The sequence below is a fragment of the Vibrio albus genome (assembly GCF_003144035.1).
In the GTDB taxonomy this organism is placed as follows: Bacteria; Pseudomonadota; Gammaproteobacteria; order Enterobacterales; family Vibrionaceae; genus Vibrio; species Vibrio albus.
Genome location: NZ_QFWT01000002.1, coordinates 328,879 through 346,560 on the forward strand (window position 1 = coordinate 328,879; position 17,682 = coordinate 346,560).

13 protein-coding genes are annotated in these 17,682 nt (G+C 47.8%); 2 read left to right on the plus strand and 11 right to left on the minus strand.

The genetic code is table 11. The annotated features are described in order from the left end of the window. Nucleotides 1–2: 2 nt before the first annotated feature. From ribD to DI392_RS05185, 8 genes are all read right to left on the minus strand, one after another. Nucleotides 3–1,157, minus strand: a complete 1,155-nt coding sequence (ribD, locus tag DI392_RS05150) for a bifunctional diaminohydroxyphosphoribosylaminopyrimidine deaminase/5-amino-6-(5-phosphoribosylamino)uracil reductase RibD (RefSeq protein ID WP_109318836.1) — start codon at nt 1,155–1,157, stop codon at nt 3–5. 10 nt (nt 1,158–1,167) lie between these two features. After that, a complete protein-coding gene (gene nrdR / locus DI392_RS05155) occupies nt 1,168–1,617 on the minus strand; it encodes a transcriptional regulator NrdR (protein WP_109318837.1) in 450 nt (149 codons plus the stop codon). A 15-nt stretch (nt 1,618–1,632) separates the two neighbouring features. Then, complete coding sequence (locus DI392_RS05160) at nt 1,633–2,883, minus strand: glutamate-5-semialdehyde dehydrogenase (protein ID WP_109318838.1); 1,251 nt, start codon at nt 2,881–2,883, stop codon at nt 1,633–1,635. A gap of 10 nt (nt 2,884–2,893) precedes the next feature. Beyond that, a complete protein-coding gene (gene proB / locus DI392_RS05165) occupies nt 2,894–4,030 on the minus strand; it encodes a glutamate 5-kinase (RefSeq protein WP_109319030.1) in 1,137 nt (378 codons plus the stop codon). A 124-nt stretch (nt 4,031–4,154) separates the two neighbouring features. Then, on the minus strand, nt 4,155–4,559 hold the full coding sequence (crl, locus tag DI392_RS05170) for a sigma factor-binding protein Crl (RefSeq protein WP_109318839.1): 405 nt from the start codon (nt 4,557–4,559) through the stop codon (nt 4,155–4,157). A gap of 91 nt (nt 4,560–4,650) precedes the next feature. After that, entirely contained in the window at nt 4,651–5,895 is a 1,245-nt protein-coding gene (frsA, locus tag DI392_RS05175; RefSeq protein ID WP_109318840.1) for an esterase FrsA, read from the minus strand. Nucleotides 5,896–6,001: 106 nt separating this feature from the next. Then, a complete protein-coding gene (gene gpt / locus DI392_RS05180) occupies nt 6,002–6,460 on the minus strand; it encodes a xanthine phosphoribosyltransferase (protein WP_109318841.1) in 459 nt (152 codons plus the stop codon). A 34-nt stretch (nt 6,461–6,494) separates the two neighbouring features. Next, the gene (locus DI392_RS05185) at nt 6,495–7,784 is read right to left on the minus strand and encodes an NCS2 family permease (RefSeq protein ID WP_109318842.1); all 1,290 of its coding nucleotides are present in this window, start codon (nt 7,782–7,784) and stop codon (nt 6,495–6,497) included. A gap of 885 nt (nt 7,785–8,669) precedes the next feature. On the opposite strand from DI392_RS05185, the gene DI392_RS05190 reads away from it, so the two are divergent. Further along, entirely contained in the window at nt 8,670–10,142 is a 1,473-nt protein-coding gene (locus DI392_RS05190; RefSeq protein ID WP_109318843.1) for an aminoacyl-histidine dipeptidase, read from the plus strand. Nucleotides 10,143–10,495: 353 nt separating this feature from the next. Here the strand turns inward: DI392_RS05190 and purL are convergent, their stop codons facing one another. Next, on the minus strand, nt 10,496–14,389 hold the full coding sequence (gene purL, locus DI392_RS05195) for a phosphoribosylformylglycinamidine synthase (protein WP_109318844.1): 3,894 nt from the start codon (nt 14,387–14,389) through the stop codon (nt 10,496–10,498). A 290-nt stretch (nt 14,390–14,679) separates the two neighbouring features. Between purL and mltF the strand changes: the two genes are divergently transcribed. Beyond that, on the plus strand, nt 14,680–16,314 hold the full coding sequence (gene mltF / locus DI392_RS05200) for a membrane-bound lytic murein transglycosylase MltF (RefSeq protein ID WP_109318845.1): 1,635 nt from the start codon (nt 14,680–14,682) through the stop codon (nt 16,312–16,314). 335 nt (nt 16,315–16,649) lie between these two features. Here the strand turns inward: mltF and tadA are convergent, their stop codons facing one another. After that, on the minus strand, nt 16,650–17,162 hold the full coding sequence (tadA, locus tag DI392_RS05205) for a tRNA adenosine(34) deaminase TadA (RefSeq protein WP_109318846.1): 513 nt from the start codon (nt 17,160–17,162) through the stop codon (nt 16,650–16,652). Between the two features lie 109 nt (nt 17,163–17,271). After that, nucleotides 17,272–17,682, minus strand: coding sequence for a type IV pilus modification PilV family protein (locus DI392_RS05210; protein ID WP_109319031.1), 411 nt, complete (start codon nt 17,680–17,682; stop codon nt 17,272–17,274).

Consider the following 17,682-nt stretch of genomic DNA (forward strand, 5'->3'; position numbering starts at 1 on the left):
GCTTACTCTTTCTTTATCTGTGCGTTTTTCTTTATGTCAGCAACCAGGCGAATATCAGGACCAACCATACGGACATCTCTGATGTTCAGATTGATCGCCTGGTCCATACTCTCCAGACCAAGCAGGTTGACGACTCCTTGCCCGTCGGCTCCCATCAGTTTAGGGGCCATATAAACAATCAGTTCATCCACCAGCGCCTGTTCGATAAAACTTGCAGCGAGTGTGGCTCCGGCCTCAACCCAGACATGGTTAATATTGTGCTCGGTTGCCAGCTTATGCAGAACCTGATACAGGTCCAAATGACCACTTTCAGTCAATGGAACCTGAATATCCGCTCCACCACAGTCCGTAGATTGGTTTTCACCAAAGATCCGGATAACCTTTCCTCCGGACTGATACAAGCGCAGATCAGAGGTGAGCTGCTGCTGACGATCCAGAATCACTCTTGCAGGCTGCCGAAGCTCCTGTTCAGGATAGTTCTGCTTTAATGCACCTGGCAGTTCATCCCAGCGTACAGCAAGCGAGGCGTTGTCATCCAGAACGGTTTTCGATGAGGAGAGAATAGCACCGGCCTGTGCACGATAAACCTGTACATCCTGCCTGGCCTGAGGTGACGTAATCCACTGTGAGACACCGTTTTTCAGAGCCGTTCGACCATCCAGACTGGCTGCCATTTTCAGCTGCACAAACGGCATGCCTGTTTGCATGCGTTTGATAAAGGCCGGGTTTAATGCTTTGGCATCCTGTTCTAACAGGCCAACCTGAACCTCAATACCCGCCTCTTGTAGCATTCGGATCCCTCTTCCTGCTACCTGAGGGTTAGGATCCTGCATGGCGCACACTACCCTTGTCACCTGAGATTTTATCAGGGCTTCGGCACAAGGGGGGGTTCTTCCGTAGTGAGAACAGGGCTCAAGAGTCACATACGCCGTTGCTCCGGCAGTATTACCTGCTGCCGCCCGAAGCGCATGCACTTCAGCATGTGGTTCCCCCGCCCGGAAATGAAAGCCTTCGCCGATTATTTCGCCGTCTTTAGCGATCACACAACCCACATTAGGATTGGGAGCCGTGGTATAGATGCCTTGCCGGGCGAGCTTAATCGCCCGGGACATCATCTGATAATCAAAAGAAGTAAACGGGTGCTCTCTGTCTTCCATCGTCACGCCTTTAATCTTCCAGCCTGGCGATCTCTTCACCAAACTCTCGAATATCTTCAAAGGAACGATAAACAGAAGCAAACCGGATATACGCCACTTTATCCAGTTCCTTCAACTGATCCATCACGAGGTTACCAATCAGATCGCTCGGCACCTCTCTTTCGCCCGTCGCACGCAGCTGAGATTTGATATTACTGATGGCCAGTTCGACCGCATCGGCGCTAACCGGACGCCTTTCCAGCGCCCGCTGCATACCACCTACCATTTTGTCTTCATTAAACGGTTCCCGGCTGCCATTAGACTTGATCACTTTCGGCATGACCAGTTCCGCCGTTTCGAATGTAGTAAACCGTTCGTTACAAGCCAGACACTGACGGCGGCGGCGAACCTGATGCCCGTCTGCGACCAGTCTGGAATCGATGACCTTTGTGTCTTTTTCAGAACAAAATGGACAATGCATGTCACCTCCGGATGATTATGCTCTTGGTAAATAGTTTGCCTTGCCAACCCACTTATAACTGGTGAGCTCTTCCAACCCCATCGGGCCTCGTGCATGCAGTTTCTGAGTAGAAACGGCCACTTCGGCCCCCAGACCAAACTGAGCACCATCGGTAAAGCGAGTCGATGCATTCACATACACAGCCGCTGAGCCAACCGAATTAATAAAACGCTCTGAATTCTGCAGACTGTTCGTCATGATGGCATCTGAGTGGCTGGCATTATGCACATGCATGTGCTCAATGGCTTCTTCCACATCAGCAACAACTTTTACGCCTAACGTATAAGCTAGCCATTCTGTATCGAAGTCACCTTCTTTTGCATCACGCAATTCTTTGGCATTCCCCAGCAGAGCCTTTGCTTTAGGCTCAGCGACAAAAGCAACCCGCTCGTTCAGGCGCTCTGCCAGCATAGGCAAAAATTCCGCAGCAACCGCTTCATGCACCAGCAGGGTATCCAGAGAGTTACAGGCAGACGGACGCTGTACCTTGGAGTTCTCTACAACATCGACTGATTTTTCCAGGTCAGCACTCTCATCAACAAAGATATGACTGATACCGAAACCACCGATGATCACAGGAATGGTGCTGTTCTCTTTACACATTTTGTGCAGCCCGGCACCACCGCGCGGAATAATCATGTCCACATAGTCATCCAGCTTAAGCAACTGAGATACCAGTTCGCGATCCGGCTTCTCGATATACTGTACGGAAGCGGCTGGAAGCTCGGCTTTTTCCAGCGCAGACTGAATCACTTTAACCAGCTCCATATTGGAGAAGAACGTTTCTTTACCACCACGCAAAATACTCGCATTACCCGTTTTCAGGCATAGCGCTGCAATATCAATAGTTACGTTCGGACGGGCTTCATAAATAACGCCTACCACACCCAGCGGCACACGGCGGCGGGAAAGTGACATACCATTTTCCAGCACTTTGCTGTCCAGTTCACTGCCTACCGGGTCATTCAGGTTGATGACGTTGCGTACGTCATTTGCTATGCCTTTCAGTCTCTCTTCATTCAGCAGCAGGCGATCAAGCAAAGCTTCGCCAAGCCCCGCTTCTCTGCCCTTTTCTATATCTTGCGCATTAGCTGCCAGAATAACGTCTGCATTGGCTTCCAGTTCATCAGCAATGATAGCTAAAGCTTTATTTTTTTGTGCTGTCGACGCGGTTGCCAGGTGGAAAGCGGCCTCTTTAGCCGCCTTTCCCATTTGAATCAATTCCATTTCTCATTCCCTATTCTTGAATTACAACTAAATCATCCCGGTGCATCACTTCAGCGCCGTATTCATACCCCAGAATGGTACCGATATCTTTGCTGTGTTTGCCGGTAATTTTTGCTAAGTCAACGCTGGAATAGCTGACAATACCTTTGGCTATCAGCTTGCCTTCCTGGTTCCGGACTCTTGCCACTTCTCCACGACCGAAATGTCCGGACACCTCTGTCACCCCTTTTGCTAACAGACTACTGCCTCGTTCAACAACCGCTCTTACCGCCCCATCGTCAATGATGATATCACCGGAAGCCATTGGTCCGGCTAAGATCCAGCGTTTACGATTCTCCAACGCTTCCTCTAATGGTAAGAAACGGGTGCCAGGTGGCTGCTCACCAACCGAGTCTGCAATGACATTCCTGGCGCTGCCCGCCGCAATAATCACTTCAATACCGGCCCGTCGGGCAATATCTGCCGCTTGTAGCTTGGTCGCCATGCCTCCGGTTCCAAGCGTTGTTCCGCTTCCGCCAGCAATTTTACGTAAGGTGGCATCAATCGTTCTTACTTCACGAATCAATTCCGCATCTGGGTTATTACGAGGATCGGCCGTAAACAAACCTGGCTGATCAGTCAGCAGCAGCAACTTATCTGCACCACAAAGGATCCCAACTAAGGCTGACAGATTATCGTTATCGCCCACTTTAATTTCGGAGGTCGCGACAGCATCGTTTTCATTCACGACCGGAATAATATCGTTTTCGACTAAGGCATTGATGGTATCCCGGGCATTCAGAAAACGCTCCCGGTCTTCCAGATCCGCCCGGGTAAGAAGCATTTGACCGATTTTCATACCATAAATGGAAAACAGCGATTCCCATGCCTGAATAAGCTGACTCTGGCCAACCGCCGCCAACAGCTGTCGGCTTGCCATCGATTTGGGAAGTTCGGGGTAATCTAAGTGCTCTCTTCCTGCGGCCATCGCACCGGAAGAGACAATAACCACTGAATGGCCCTGTTTTTTCAGCTCTGCACACTGGCGAACCAGCTCAACCATATGAGCCCGATCCAAATGTATAGTGCCGCCTGTCAGTACACTTGTACCCAGTTTCACTACAATGGTCTTCGTAGTGGAAACATTCCCGTTGTGGTTTGTAGTCATGCTAATCAGAATAAAATTAAAAAAGTAGATGGATAAAAGGAGATATGATGTTTTAGCAATCATCAGAAGATTGCACAAGAGGAAAAGGCGCTTAAAGCGCCTTTTTTGCATTTAGCGAAGAAGATTACACAAATTCTGCCGATTCTTCATGCAGGCAGAACTCTAAACTAAAGCGCTCTTCCAGGACCTTAGAGAGTTTTTGCATAAACTCACTCTGAGTTCGTGCAACTTCTTTTTGTGCCGCTTCCGGAATAGTTTTCGCTTCCCAACATCCAGAATAATTGTATAACCCTTTCTTAAAGTTCGCGGTAAAGCTCTGGGTTATTTCATCCTCAATACAGGATTCGAGTTCCATCCACCACCCCCAAAACTCGCGCTCTTCCGGTGATTTTTTGTCATCCACACAGACTGACAAACAATCGAATAGATACTGACCATCCTCTGAATCTTTTTCTCTCAGATAAGGTCCGATAGCTCTTAGCGCAGACAGCAATCTAAAATGCGTGGGACAAGCCGTCACTTCCGTCATAATTGTCTCCGTTTCTTTTTAGAATATGAAATCTAAGTTTCTAATTTGTAACTCAGATGTTCTATCTTTAACCAAAAAGAAACAAAAGTCATCAACTTAATTCCTCCTGAAGCCATTTTACAGCTAAATCCAGAGCCTGCTCATACCCAACTGAAATAGAGCGGGCCGAAATTTGCTTCGCTTTACCACCATGACTAAACATCGCGACCAACTGATTATCCGAATAAGGGGAGATAGGATCCCCTTCTAACGAGACCGCTAAAATAGGTACCTTCGTTTTCCGACCAGAGAAGAAGCCTTGAGACTTTAAGGACCAGGCATTCAGCTGTCCGGCAAAACTGTTTAAATCCACGGTTCTTTTGCCCAGCCGGGAGGCCAGCACATCCAGATACATTTTAGAAGCGCGTTTTATTCTTTCCGCTGTAGAAAAGTAATCATGGATAGGCGCACCAATCGCAACACACGCTTTGACTTTACTCTGCTCCATAAAGGATAGACGCACCATGGCATTTCCACCGAACCGGTAACCAAGCAGCCCAACCCTGTGATGATCAACCCAGGGCAAGTCAGGTAACTGTTCTAAAACCGCACGGTGCAGTGAGCAGCTGTTTTCGGTCAAAGTCCAGTGTGCACTGTGACCAATAGAAGGCATATCAAGAATCAGCATGGCAATATTATTGGGGGCCAGATAGTCACGAAACAGTTTCCATAAATCACTGTGCAAACTGTCCAGGCCGGCACCAACCACCACAACAGGAAGCGGTTCTTCGGTGTGCGGGAGGTGGAGATAGGTATGAATTTTCTTACCCTGAAAAGGAAAGTCGATCTGCTTAATTACATAACTGCTATGCTTGATTACCTCGTCATAGGCGTTACTGGCTAACACCTGAGCCTGACTGGCTAAATTGTCATTTTTCAGGTGCGGATACCCGGCCAGCCCAAAGCACAAACTGGCATACGCGTATTCATTGGCCGCTTCATCCCCCTTCAGCCCAGCCGCCTGTTTCTGATGCTCCATACCAAGAGCGGTCCACTCATAGGCCCAATTGCCGGATCGATAACCTATAACGGTATCCAGCCACTGATCTTCAGAGCGAGAGTTAGGGGAAGAGGCTATTTTTGCCAGAACTCTTTCCAGCTCTATCGGATCCATCCCCTGCCAGATCCAGTGATACCGGCGCAGGTTCCGGTACCAGGAGTAGTCTTCCCGTTCTCTTTTTTCCTCCAGTAACGTTACACTACTGGGCAGGTACTTGGTTAGCTGAGAGGTTTCTTTGGCCTGCTTGTGAGTCTTAAACAAGGTTTCCGAGAGATTTTTGCTTTTTGTATCAGACATAACCAACCATTTTTTTGAGAATACTCTCCCTATCATATAAAAAAAATGACCCATCGTCGGGTCATTTTTTTATTTTGTGGCGGTTGTGTCATTTGTGACAAAAAGCTTATTGCTTATTAACAGGGTCAACAAATGTTAACGCCATATCCCAAGGTTGTTCAATCCAGGTATCCTGAGGAATATCAACAATATATTCGTCAACAAGATCAGCACCAGCAGGCTTAGCACATACGGTCACGAACTTCGCTTTCGGATACATTTCCCGAATTTTTCGGGCCGTTTCACCGCTGTCGACCAAGTCATCCACAATCAGGAAGCCTTCACCATCACCTTCTGCCGCTTTAAGCACGGTCATTTCGCGTTGATGGTCGTGGTCATAACTCGAGATACAAACGGTATCGACATAACGAATACCCAACTCACGAGCCAGAATTGCTGCCGGAACCAGTCCTCCACGACTTACGCCAATAATTCCTTTCCACTGCTCTGCTGGCATTTGGCGTTCCGCTAATTGACGACAATATCTTTGCATATTGTCCCAAGTGATGATGAATTTATTACTCATAATATAAAACCTGTTCGACCTAATACATTCGCAATTAAGCGAATGCAAATTTCAGTGCAAAAATAGCAGCAAGAACCCAAACACCAACCGGTACCTGACGGCCTTTACCACTCAGAGCCTTAATCGCGGCATAAGAGATAAAGCCTAGTGCAATACCATCTGCAATTGAGTAAGTCAGAGGCATTAACAGACACACGACGGCAACCGGCGCAGCTTCTGTCAGATCACGCCAGTCGATAGCCACCAGACCAGACATCATCAGAATCGCGACATAGAACAGCGCACCAGATGTTGCATAGGCTGGGATCATACCTGCAAGTGGCGAGAAGAATAATGCAAGTAGGAACAAAATGCCAACAACGACTGCGGTTAAACCAGTACGGCCACCACAGGCGACACCAGCAGTACTTTCAACGTAAGAGGTTGTATTTGACGTACCCAGAAGAGCACCAACCGCTGTTGCAGTTGAGTCAGCCAGCAACGCACGATTCAGGCGAGGGATCTTGCCATCTTCTTTGATAAGATTTGCTTTGGTTGCCACACCAACCAGAGTACCGGCAGTGTCAAACAGATCAACAAACAGGAATGCAAACACAACGGAGATCATACCCACTTCAAAAACAGCGGAGAAATCCAGCTGCATGAAAGTAGGCGCAATGCTTGGCGGAGTAGACAGAATACCGTGGTATTGAACATCACCAAAAATGATACCCAAAGCAGTGATCGCCAGAATAGCAATCATTACTGCCGCTTTGAAACCATGAGTAACCAGAGCAACCGTCAGGAAGAAGCCAACAGCAGCAAGAACGGCATGCAGGTTAGTCATGTCGCCCAGAGAAACCAGTGTTGCTGGGTTGTCACCGACGATACCAGCACCTTGCAGAGCGATAAATGCCAGAAACAGACCAATACCCGCAGAGATCCCTGTACGCAGAGCCATAGGAATAGAATTGATGATCCATTCACGAATCCGGAAAAGGCTTAGCAGGATAAACAGTACACCAGAACAGAATACTGCCGCCAGTGCGACCTGCCAGGTATGACCCATACCAAGCACGACAGAATAGGTGAAGAAGGCGTTTAGCCCCATACCCGGAGCCTGTGCGATAGGGTAATTAGCGACAAAGCCCATAATAAAACAGCCAATCGCCGCCGCAAGGCAGGTTGCAACAAAAATAGCCCCTTTATCCATGCCTGTAGCAGACAGAATAGCGGGGTTAACGAAGATGATGTAAGCCATTGTAAGGAATGTGGTTACACCGGCAATAACCTCAGTGCGAACGTCCGTACCGTTCTCACTCAGTTTGAATAGTTTTTCCAGCATCGTGATGTCCTAACATTTAGTTCAAAAAGAAAACAACAAGTAAACGATTGCGCGAATTATAAAGTTATCAAAAGGCAAATTCCACCATCAAAAAGCCTCACCAGACAATTAGAATGGTAAAAAACATAAACATTCACTTAACATTACTGAAACCACAAAAATAAAGACATGATTTACAAAGGAAAATACAAGACATAAAAATGATTAAGTTTTAATCACATAATAATAAAACCACTGCTTTCACCCTAATTTAATACAGGTAAACATAAAAAAATGCCACTCAAACCAATAATTCAGTTTAAAAGCAGAGAACACAACACAAATGCAATGGATTACATCAACCAGAAATAAAAAACCGCTACTCAATTTGAGCAGCGGGAGAATAAAAACAGCCTTAAGCTGTAATAAATTTCCAATAACATTAGGGTGAACACAAAGTTCAAATCACACATTCAGCAATCAATCACTTACAACCTAGATTAACAACCAAAACATGTAGGGTGGTAAAAATCCCAGATGTAAACAGACGTTACAACCCAGATTTTCAGAAACACTTCAGCAACCGTTATCCAAAATTACGCTGGATTAGGTGTTGCGCTGACTTGGTTATAAATATACCACCTTGAAATTTTATTACAACAGCTAAAGTGATCTAAATCACACTTTTTCTTTTCAACCTTAAAAAACCACATTTAAAGTAATTAAATTACAAAAACAATAATTACTGACTTCACACCCTAAATTTTAGCCACTTCTGCTAGATTTAATCTGGTGTTATGATAAACAACACTATGACCAAACAGATAACACAGTTATTTAAACCAGAAAAATAAATCAATACAGAGTTAACATCTGAGTAAAAATAACAAAAAAGGAGTTTTTCCTGTGACCAAACATCACTCACAAATCAGTTCCCTTTCCCCTCAGGTCCTATGGCAATTTTTTGACCTCATTTGTTCAATTCCCCACCCTTCTTATGAAGAAGAAGCCTTAGCATCCTTCATTGTTAACTGGGCTACCGAACAGGGCTTAGATGTAAAACGGGATCAAACGGGAAATATCTTCATAAAAAAACCGGCTACTGAAGGCATGGAAAACCGTAAGGGTGTTGTACTCCAGGCACACATGGATATGGTTCCGCAGAAAAATGAAGACACAGACCATAATTTCAGCACCGATCCTATCCAGGCATACATTGATGGTGAATGGGTAACAGCAAAAGGGACGACTCTGGGGGCTGACAATGGTATAGGTATGGCTTCATGCCTGGCGGTTCTGGCCTCTGACGATATCAAGCACGGCCCCCTTGAAGTACTTCTGACTATCAATGAAGAAGCAGGCATGACAGGTGCTTTTGGCCTGGAAAAGGGCTGGCTGGATGGTGATATTCTGCTGAATACCGACTCCGAACAGGAAGGTGAAGTGTATATGGGCTGTGCTGGTGGTATTGATACTACCATGACCTTTACCATGCAGCGTGAAGTGCTTCCAGCCGGATACTCCACCCGCCAGTTGACTCTGAAAGGACTGAAAGGCGGACATTCCGGCTGTGATATTCACACAGGACGAGGTAATGCCAACAAACTGCTGGCGCGCTTTCTCGCCAGTCATGCACAGGAGCTGGGCCTGCGTCTGATCGATTTCCGTGGTGGTACTCTGCGTAATGCCATACCACGAGAAGCCTTTGCTACTGTCGCGGTACCAACAGAAAACGAAGGTCAGCTACACGAGCAGTTCGATCAATACGCAGAGATGATCAAGTCTGAGCTTAGCCGTATCGAAACCGATATTATTGCCTTCTACGAAGTGAGTGAAAGCACCCAGGCTCCATTTGCTCAGGCAGAACAAGCCCGGTTTATTGCCGCTCTGAATGCCTGCCCGAATGGCGTGATCCGAATGAGTGATGACATTGAAGGCGTGGTTGAAACCTCTTTGAATGTGGGTGTTATCCAGACTGAAGAAAACCAGATCTCAGTACGCTGCCTAATCCGTTCTCTCATCGACTCAGGCCGTATTCAGGTTCAGGAGATGCTGGGTTCTGTTGCTGAGCTGGCCGGAGCCTCTATTGAGTCGAAAGGTGCTTACCCGGGCTGGAAGCCGGATTCGGATTCAGAGATCATGCACATTTTCCGTGATACCTATGAAAAACTGTACGGCAATAAGCCTAATATCATGGTGATCCACGCCGGCCTGGAGTGCGGCCTGTTCAAGAATCCATATCCTGACATGGATATGGTGTCATTCGGCCCGACGATCAAGTTCCCACACTCACCGGATGAAAAAGTGAAGATCGACACCGTTGCTCTGTACTGGGAACAGATGCAGGCAATTCTGGAGAATATTCCGGAGAAGAAATAAGAGATTAGATCGCTACGCTTCTAGAAGCTAGAAGCTAGAAACTAGAAACTAGAAACTAGAAACTAGAAACTATAAAAGAGAAAGCCTGCTAACTGGTGAAGTTAGCAGGCTTTTTTATATCAAGAATACAGAGCGCTTTGCTTTCAGAATTCAGAAAAAGCCCCCTCATCCCAATCACAAGCACTTCATTCATTCGTCATCCCTGCGAAGGCAGGGATCTACTTAACCATTATCCCCAAGTTGACAAGATTCCTGCCTTCGCAGGAATGACGATCAATTAAGGAATAACGATGGTTTAAGAATAACAATAAACTTTCAAGGGCACGTTACCGTGCCCTATTACTAGTCTCTAATTATCCCACATTAACCCTAGCGTTGCGGAACATACGCATCCACGCTGAATCTTCACCCCATGCATCCGGAGCCCAAGAGTTAGCTACTGTACGGAATACACGTTCCGGGTGAGGCATCATAATGGTTACACGGCCATCTTTGGTTGTCAGACCGGTAATCGCATTTGGTGAACCGTTCGGGTTATTCGGATACTGCTGAGTCGGGTTACCCATATTATCCACATAACGTACCGCAACCGTACCGGATGCTTCGATAGCAGCCAGATGAGCATCATCACGCACTTCCACACGACCTTCACCGTGAGAAACTGCAATCGGCATACGAGAGCCTTCCATGCCATTAAAGAAGACAGAATCAGACTTCTGAACTTCAACCAGGCTGAAACGCGCTTCAAAACGCTCAGATTCGTTACGTACGAAACGTGGCCACAGATCCGCGCCCGGAATAAGCTCATGCAGATTAGACAGCATCTGACAACCGTTACAAACACCAAGAGAGAAAGTATCTTCACGCTTGAAGAAGGCTTCAAACTGGTCACGTGCCTGTGCATTGAACAGGATGGATTTCGCCCAACCCTCACCAGCGCCCAGTACGTCACCGTATGAGAAGCCGCCACAAGCTACCAGACCGTTGTACTCATCAAGAACAGCCTGACCAGTCAGGATATCACTCATATGGATATCGGTTGCTTCAAAGCCTGCACGGTCAAATGCCGCCGCCATTTCAACGTGAGAGTTCACGCCCTGCTCACGAAGGATTGCCATCTTAGGCTTAGCCCCTTTCGCGATATACGGAGCGGCTACATCTTCATGCACATCGAAGCTTAGTTTTACGTTCAGGCCAGGATCCGCATCGTTTTTCTTCGCTTCGAATTCCTGATCCGCACACGCAGGGTTGTCACGCAGCGCCTGCATCTTATGCGTGGTTTCTGCCCAGATGGTACGTAGCTCAGTACGGGAACGGTCAACAATAACCTGCTCTCCGGATTTAACCACTAGCTTATCAGACTGCTCTACCGCACCAATTACGTGGCTGCACTCAGCAAGACCATATTGAGCCAGTGTCGCCTGTACCGCTTCGACATCGCTATTCAGAACCTGAACCACAGCACCCAGCTCTTCGTTAAACAGAGCCGCCAGAGTGTCATCACCCAGAGCTGCAATATCAGCCTGAACACCACAGTGACCGGCAAATGCCATTTCTGCCAGCGCTGCCAGCAGACCGCCATCGCCTTTATCGTGGTAAGCCACCAGCTTATCATCTTTAACCAGCGCCTGAACTGCGTCATAGAAACCTTTCAGCTGTTCTGCACTGTCCACATCCGCAGGTTTGTCACCCAGTTGCTTATAAACCTGAGCCAGAGCCGTTGCTCCCAGACGATTCTTACCGTTACCCAGGTCAATCAGGATCAGGCTGGAATCACCTTTGTCAGTACGAAGCTGAGGCGTTACTGTCTTACGCACATCTTCCACACGGGCAAACGCCGTGATGATCAGTGATAGCGGAGAAGTCACTTCCTTCTGCTCGCCTTCGTCTTCCCACTTGGTCTTCATCGACATGGAGTCTTTACCAACCGGGATAGTCAGGCCAAGTGCAGGACACAGCTCTTCACCGACCGCTTTAACCGCTTCATACAGACCCGCATCTTCACCCGGGTGACCCGCTGGAGACATCCAGTTTGCAGACAGTTTAATGTGTTTGATATCACCAATTTCTGTCGCTGCGATGTTTGTCAGAGATTCACCAACCGCCAGGCGGGCAGATGCACCGAAGTCAAGCAGTGCAACAGGTGTACGCTCACCCATCGACATCGCTTCACCGTGATAAGTATCATAACTTGCCGCTGTCACCGCGCAGTTTGCCACCGGCACCTGCCATGGACCGACCATCTGATCACGAGCAACCAGACCGGTCACGCTACGGTCACCGATGGTGATAAGGAAAGTCTTCTCTGCAACAGCAGGCAGACGCAGTACGCGATCCACGGCTTCATTCATTTCAATGCCAGAGCGGTCAATGGCTGGGTTCTGCGCTTTCAGCGTCACCGCATCACGAGACATCTTCGGCGGCTTGCCAAGCAGAATGTCCATAGACATATCAATCGGCGTATTATCGAAATGAGAATCTTCCAGAGTCAGGTGACGTTCTTCTGTTGCCACACCCACAACCGCATAAGGAGCACGTTCACGCTTACAGATAGCGTCAAACTCGTCCATGTTCTCCGGTGCTACCGCCAGAACGTAACGTTCCTGAGATTCGTTACACCAGATTTCCAGAGGGCTCATGCCCGGCTCATCATTCGGCACATCACGCAGCTGGAATTTACCGCCACGTTCGCCGTCATCGACCAGCTCAGGCAGTGCGTTAGAAATACCGCCCGCGCCCACATCGTGGATAAAGGCAATCGGGTTCTCTTCACCCATCTGCCAGCAGCGGTCGATAACTTCCTGACAACGACGTTCCATTTCAGGGTTTTCACGCTGTACAGAAGCAAAATCCAGATCTTCCGCAGACTGACCAGACGCCATAGAAGAAGCCGCACCGCCACCAAGGCCGATGTTCATCGCCGGACCGCCCAGCACGATGATGCTCGCGCCTACCGGGATCTCGCGTTTCTGTACGTGTTCGTCACGGATATTCCCCATACCACCAGCGATCATAATCGGCTTGTGGTAACCACGGATCTCTTCGCCGTTATGCGAGTTCACTTTCTCTTCATAAGTACGGAAGTAACCCAGCAGGTTAGGGCGACCAAATTCGTTATTAAATGCCGCACCACCCAGAGGGCCTTCCAGCATAATATCCAATGCGTTTACGATACGACCCGGCTTACCGAAATCGGTTTCCCAAGGCTGCTCAAAGTTCGGAATACGCAGGTTAGACACGGTAAAGCCAACCAAGCCAGCTTTCGGCTTACCGCCGATACCTGTTGCACCTTCGTCACGGATTTCACCGCCAGACCCCGTTGAAGCACCCGGCCACGGAGAAATCGCTGTCGGGTGGTTATGCGTTTCCACTTTCATCAGGATATGCGCATCTTCATTGTGGTAGTTATACTGACGGGATTCAGGATCCGGGAAGAAACGGCCCACTTTTGAACCAGTCATTACCGCTGCATTATCTTTATAAGCAGACAACACATAATCTGGTGTCGTTTCAAAGGTGTTCTTAATCATCTTAAACAGGGATTTTTCCTGTTTAGCACCATCAATGGTCCAGTCTGCGTTGAAAATTTTATGACGGCAGTGCTCTGAGTTCGCCTGAGCAAACATCATCAGCTCGATATCATTCGGGTTACGCCCCATCTTAGTGAAACTTTCCACCAGATAGTCAATTTCATCGTCCGCAAGAGCCAGACCAAGAGAAAGGTTAGCTTCTTCCAACGCTTGACGTCCGCCAGACAGAATATCGACATGAGCCACAGGAGCAGGCTCAGCAACAGCAAACAGAGCTTGAGCTTCATTCATATCGGTAAAGACGCTTTCCATCATACGGTCATGGATAATCGCCTTTAGCTCAGACAACTGGACATCTGATAAATCAGCGGATGTTTCCACGTAATAAGCGGCACCACGCTCAAGACGTTTCACTTTATCCAGACCACAGTTGATGGCGATATCAGTAGACTTAGAAGACCAAGGGGAGATAGTACCCGGGCGAGGAGTCACCAGCAGCAGAAGACCTTGCGGCTCGTGCTCTTCGATGGTTGGGCCGTAAGTCAGCAGCTTCGCGAGCTTTTCCTTCTCAGACGCATCAAGGTCTGCAGTCAAGTCTGCAAAGTGCATAAATTCGGCGTAAATATCGGTTACAGGCAGGCTTCGTTCACGACAAAGTTCCAACAGTTTGTTAACTCGAAACTCAGATAGAGCTGGGGAGCCACGCAGTATTTCCATGTGCTTAGGTCTCTTATGCAATTGATTAAGGTGATATTGGAATAAATTCAACGGGGTATACCTAGGTATAAACTCCAGTTGTAAACTTATACCAATTTCACCTCTTTTGTTGCGGGCGTATTATAGAGGAAAACTTTTTGTGACGTAACACCCAAAGCAACCGTTTGCGTCATTTTTTACAATTTGTCGGAAACTGGAAATTAATCACTGTTTTTTTGCACAGTTCTTTGCCCTTTCCTCTCCCTCTGATATAAATGGGACTGTCGATTAGCTTTATGATGTAAACTCAGATGCATAAGATTTTTTCCCGGTGGATATATCAGGTAGTCATTCTGACCCTGTTTGGTGTTGTATTGGCCGGATGCCAAATTGAGTCAGACCCGAAAAGTGAACTGGATAAAGTTCGTGAACGCGGTGTCCTTCGGATCGGGACACTCAATAACCAGCTCGCTTATTATATCGGTCCTGATGGCCCTACCGGGCTGGACTATGACTTAGCCAAACGCTTTGCTGATGAGCTTGGCGTCAAACTGGAAATGAAACCCGCTTATCATCTGACGGGGCTTTTCCCTGCGCTGGAAAAAGGTGAAATCGACATCATCGCTGCCGGACTCTCCCAGTCACCTGAACGGTTGAAAAAATACCGCGCAACCCCTGCTTATTACTATGTGAGCCAGCAAATGGTATACAAAACCGGTAGCTGGCGTCCTAATAGTATGGAAAAACTGGTTAAACGCCTTCAGGAAACGGATGACAAACTGACCGTTGTAAAAGGCTCGCACTTTATCCATACACTGGAAGAGCAGAAGCAAGAATTTCCTGACTTAGAATTTCAGACCGATCCCAATGCTGACGTAAAAGATCTTCTGGAGCGGGTTTCAACCGGAGAGCTGGCCTTTACTGTTGCCGACTCGGTAGAAGTGGCACTGAGTCAACGACTCTACCCTGATTTGGACAGAGGCTTTGAGCTTACAGAAGACCAGCCTATCTCCTGGTTTATCCGCCGGGCAGATGATGAATCTCTGTATGCCTTGCTCATTGAGTTTTTCGGCAATATCAAACAATCAGGTGAGCTGGCCCAACTAGAGGAAAAATACTTTGGCCACGTAGAAAGCTTTGACTACGTAGATACCCGGGCATTTATCCGTGCTCTGGATGATAAACTCCCTAAATGGGAACCTCTGTTTAAGCAATATTCTCAGGAATTTGACTGGCGTCTGATTGCCGCTGTCTCTTATCAGGAATCGCACTGGAACCCAAGGGCAAAATCGCCTACAGGGGTTCGGGGTATGATGATGCTGACCCTGCCAACAGCGAAAATTGTCGGGGTTAAAAACCGTCTGGATCCAGAGCAGTCGATCCACGGTGGCGTAAAATACCTGAGCAGTATTGTTGAGCGGGTCCCCGATTCTATTTCTGAACATGAAAAAATGTGGTTTGCTCTTGCATCCTATAATGTCGGCTACGGGCATATGATGGATGCGCGTCGCCTGACTAAAATGCAGGGTGGCGATCCGGACTCATGGACGGACGTAAAAGAACGGCTGCCTCTGCTGAAACGTCGTCAGTTTTACAGCAAGACCCGCTATGGTTACGCCCGGGGAGACGAAGCGAAAAAATACGTCGAAAATATCCGGGGTTACTACCAGTCTATTATTGGCCATGTAGAAAAGCAGGCCGTCGCAGAAGCCGAAGTGAATGTCGATGATCTGCAGGTCATTGATATGCCTCTCTCAGAAACTACTGAGACTATTCAAAACTCTTCCTCGGAGGAATCACAGGAAGAAGGCTCAGAACCCGTTCAGAACTCCCATAATACTGATAATGGCGTAGTCCGGGCGAATCTGACAGAGATAGTCAAAGAACCCACTGCGGCCATCAGTGAAGTAAAGAACACACCGCCCATAGAGAGTAAAGCCGAGTAATCACTTCTTAATCGTTGCCTTCTATAAGCTAATCTGATATATCGATAATAAGGACGTGAACGGTGAGTTCATGTCCTTAATTACAATAATGAAGTTGGGGGATGAGCTTATGGCCTCAAAAAGAAACTGGCTAAGCGCCTGGCACAGAAAACGGTTTCGACCAACCGCCGCAAGCGCATGTTAGCCAACAATAAAAAGAAAATCATCTGGCGTAATCGGGCTTTTATGCTCGCCAAATAATGAACGACCTACAGGCAAACATCGCCGATGTTTGCCTCTGAACTTATCTTATTCTGAATACCTCTAATCTCAACAGACGGTGCTTTCTGACAGTGTTAACCCGGACTCTGCCCAAGTTTCTTCTGTTGCTTCTCTGCTTTTTTCTCTTTACGTCTGCGCTTAAAAAAGGCCTGTAACTGCTCTCTGCACTCAGTTTCCAGAAGACCCGCTTCAACGACGGCATAGTGGTAAGCAGCCTGACTGTCAAACAGGTCCAGCACCGTTCCGGCAGCTCCGGCTTTTAAGTCCGGTGCGCCATAGACAATACGCTTAACCCGGCTGTGCAGTAATGCACCCGCACACATAGGACAAGGTTCCAATGTGACATACAACGTCGTATCCAGCAGCCGGTAGTTTTCCAGCTCCTGACCCGCTTTCCTCAACACCTGGATTTCAGCATGAGCCGTTGCATCATTGTCACCAATCGAGCGATTCCACCCTTCCGCAATGATCTTCCCTTCTTTCACCAATACCGCGCCAACTGGTACCTCGCCTTCCTGCTCCGCAAAAGAAGCCAGCTCGATAGCCCGGCGCATAAACTGTTTATCCTGTTCGGAAAAGGTCTTCATCACAGCAAGGTTCCGCAAGTTATAACAAAAGGGAGGCTATTGTAGCGGGGAGAGACAGAAAAGAATACAGCGCCTGTAGAGTCGTCGTATGTCGTCAGTCCAGGCCCTTCTAATCAAACTCACTAAACTTAGAAAGCATGGTCTTAAGCTGCACGCTTTCTGTTTCTGCCTCACGATTCTTCCAACTGGCAGAAATTTCAATCACCTTTAGGGCACTGTTCAGTTCAGGGGTCAGACCGGGCTCCGAGACTGTCCAGTTTAACGTATACACGCCAGTCGTTTCGCTACCACTGCCGATAGTATCAAACTGAATGGTGCCATCAGCGCCATCCTGAGAACGGCTGAGAAAATACTCCAGCTTTGCCTCTGCCAGGTACAGTGCCTCCGTGCTTTTAATGGCAAATTCAGCTTTCTTGTCCATATAGGCCTGTAGTTTTATTAAGCCAACCACACCCACTGAAATCAGCACTACCGACAGCAGAACTTCTATCAGGCCAACGCCCCGCTGTCTGGAAGTCAT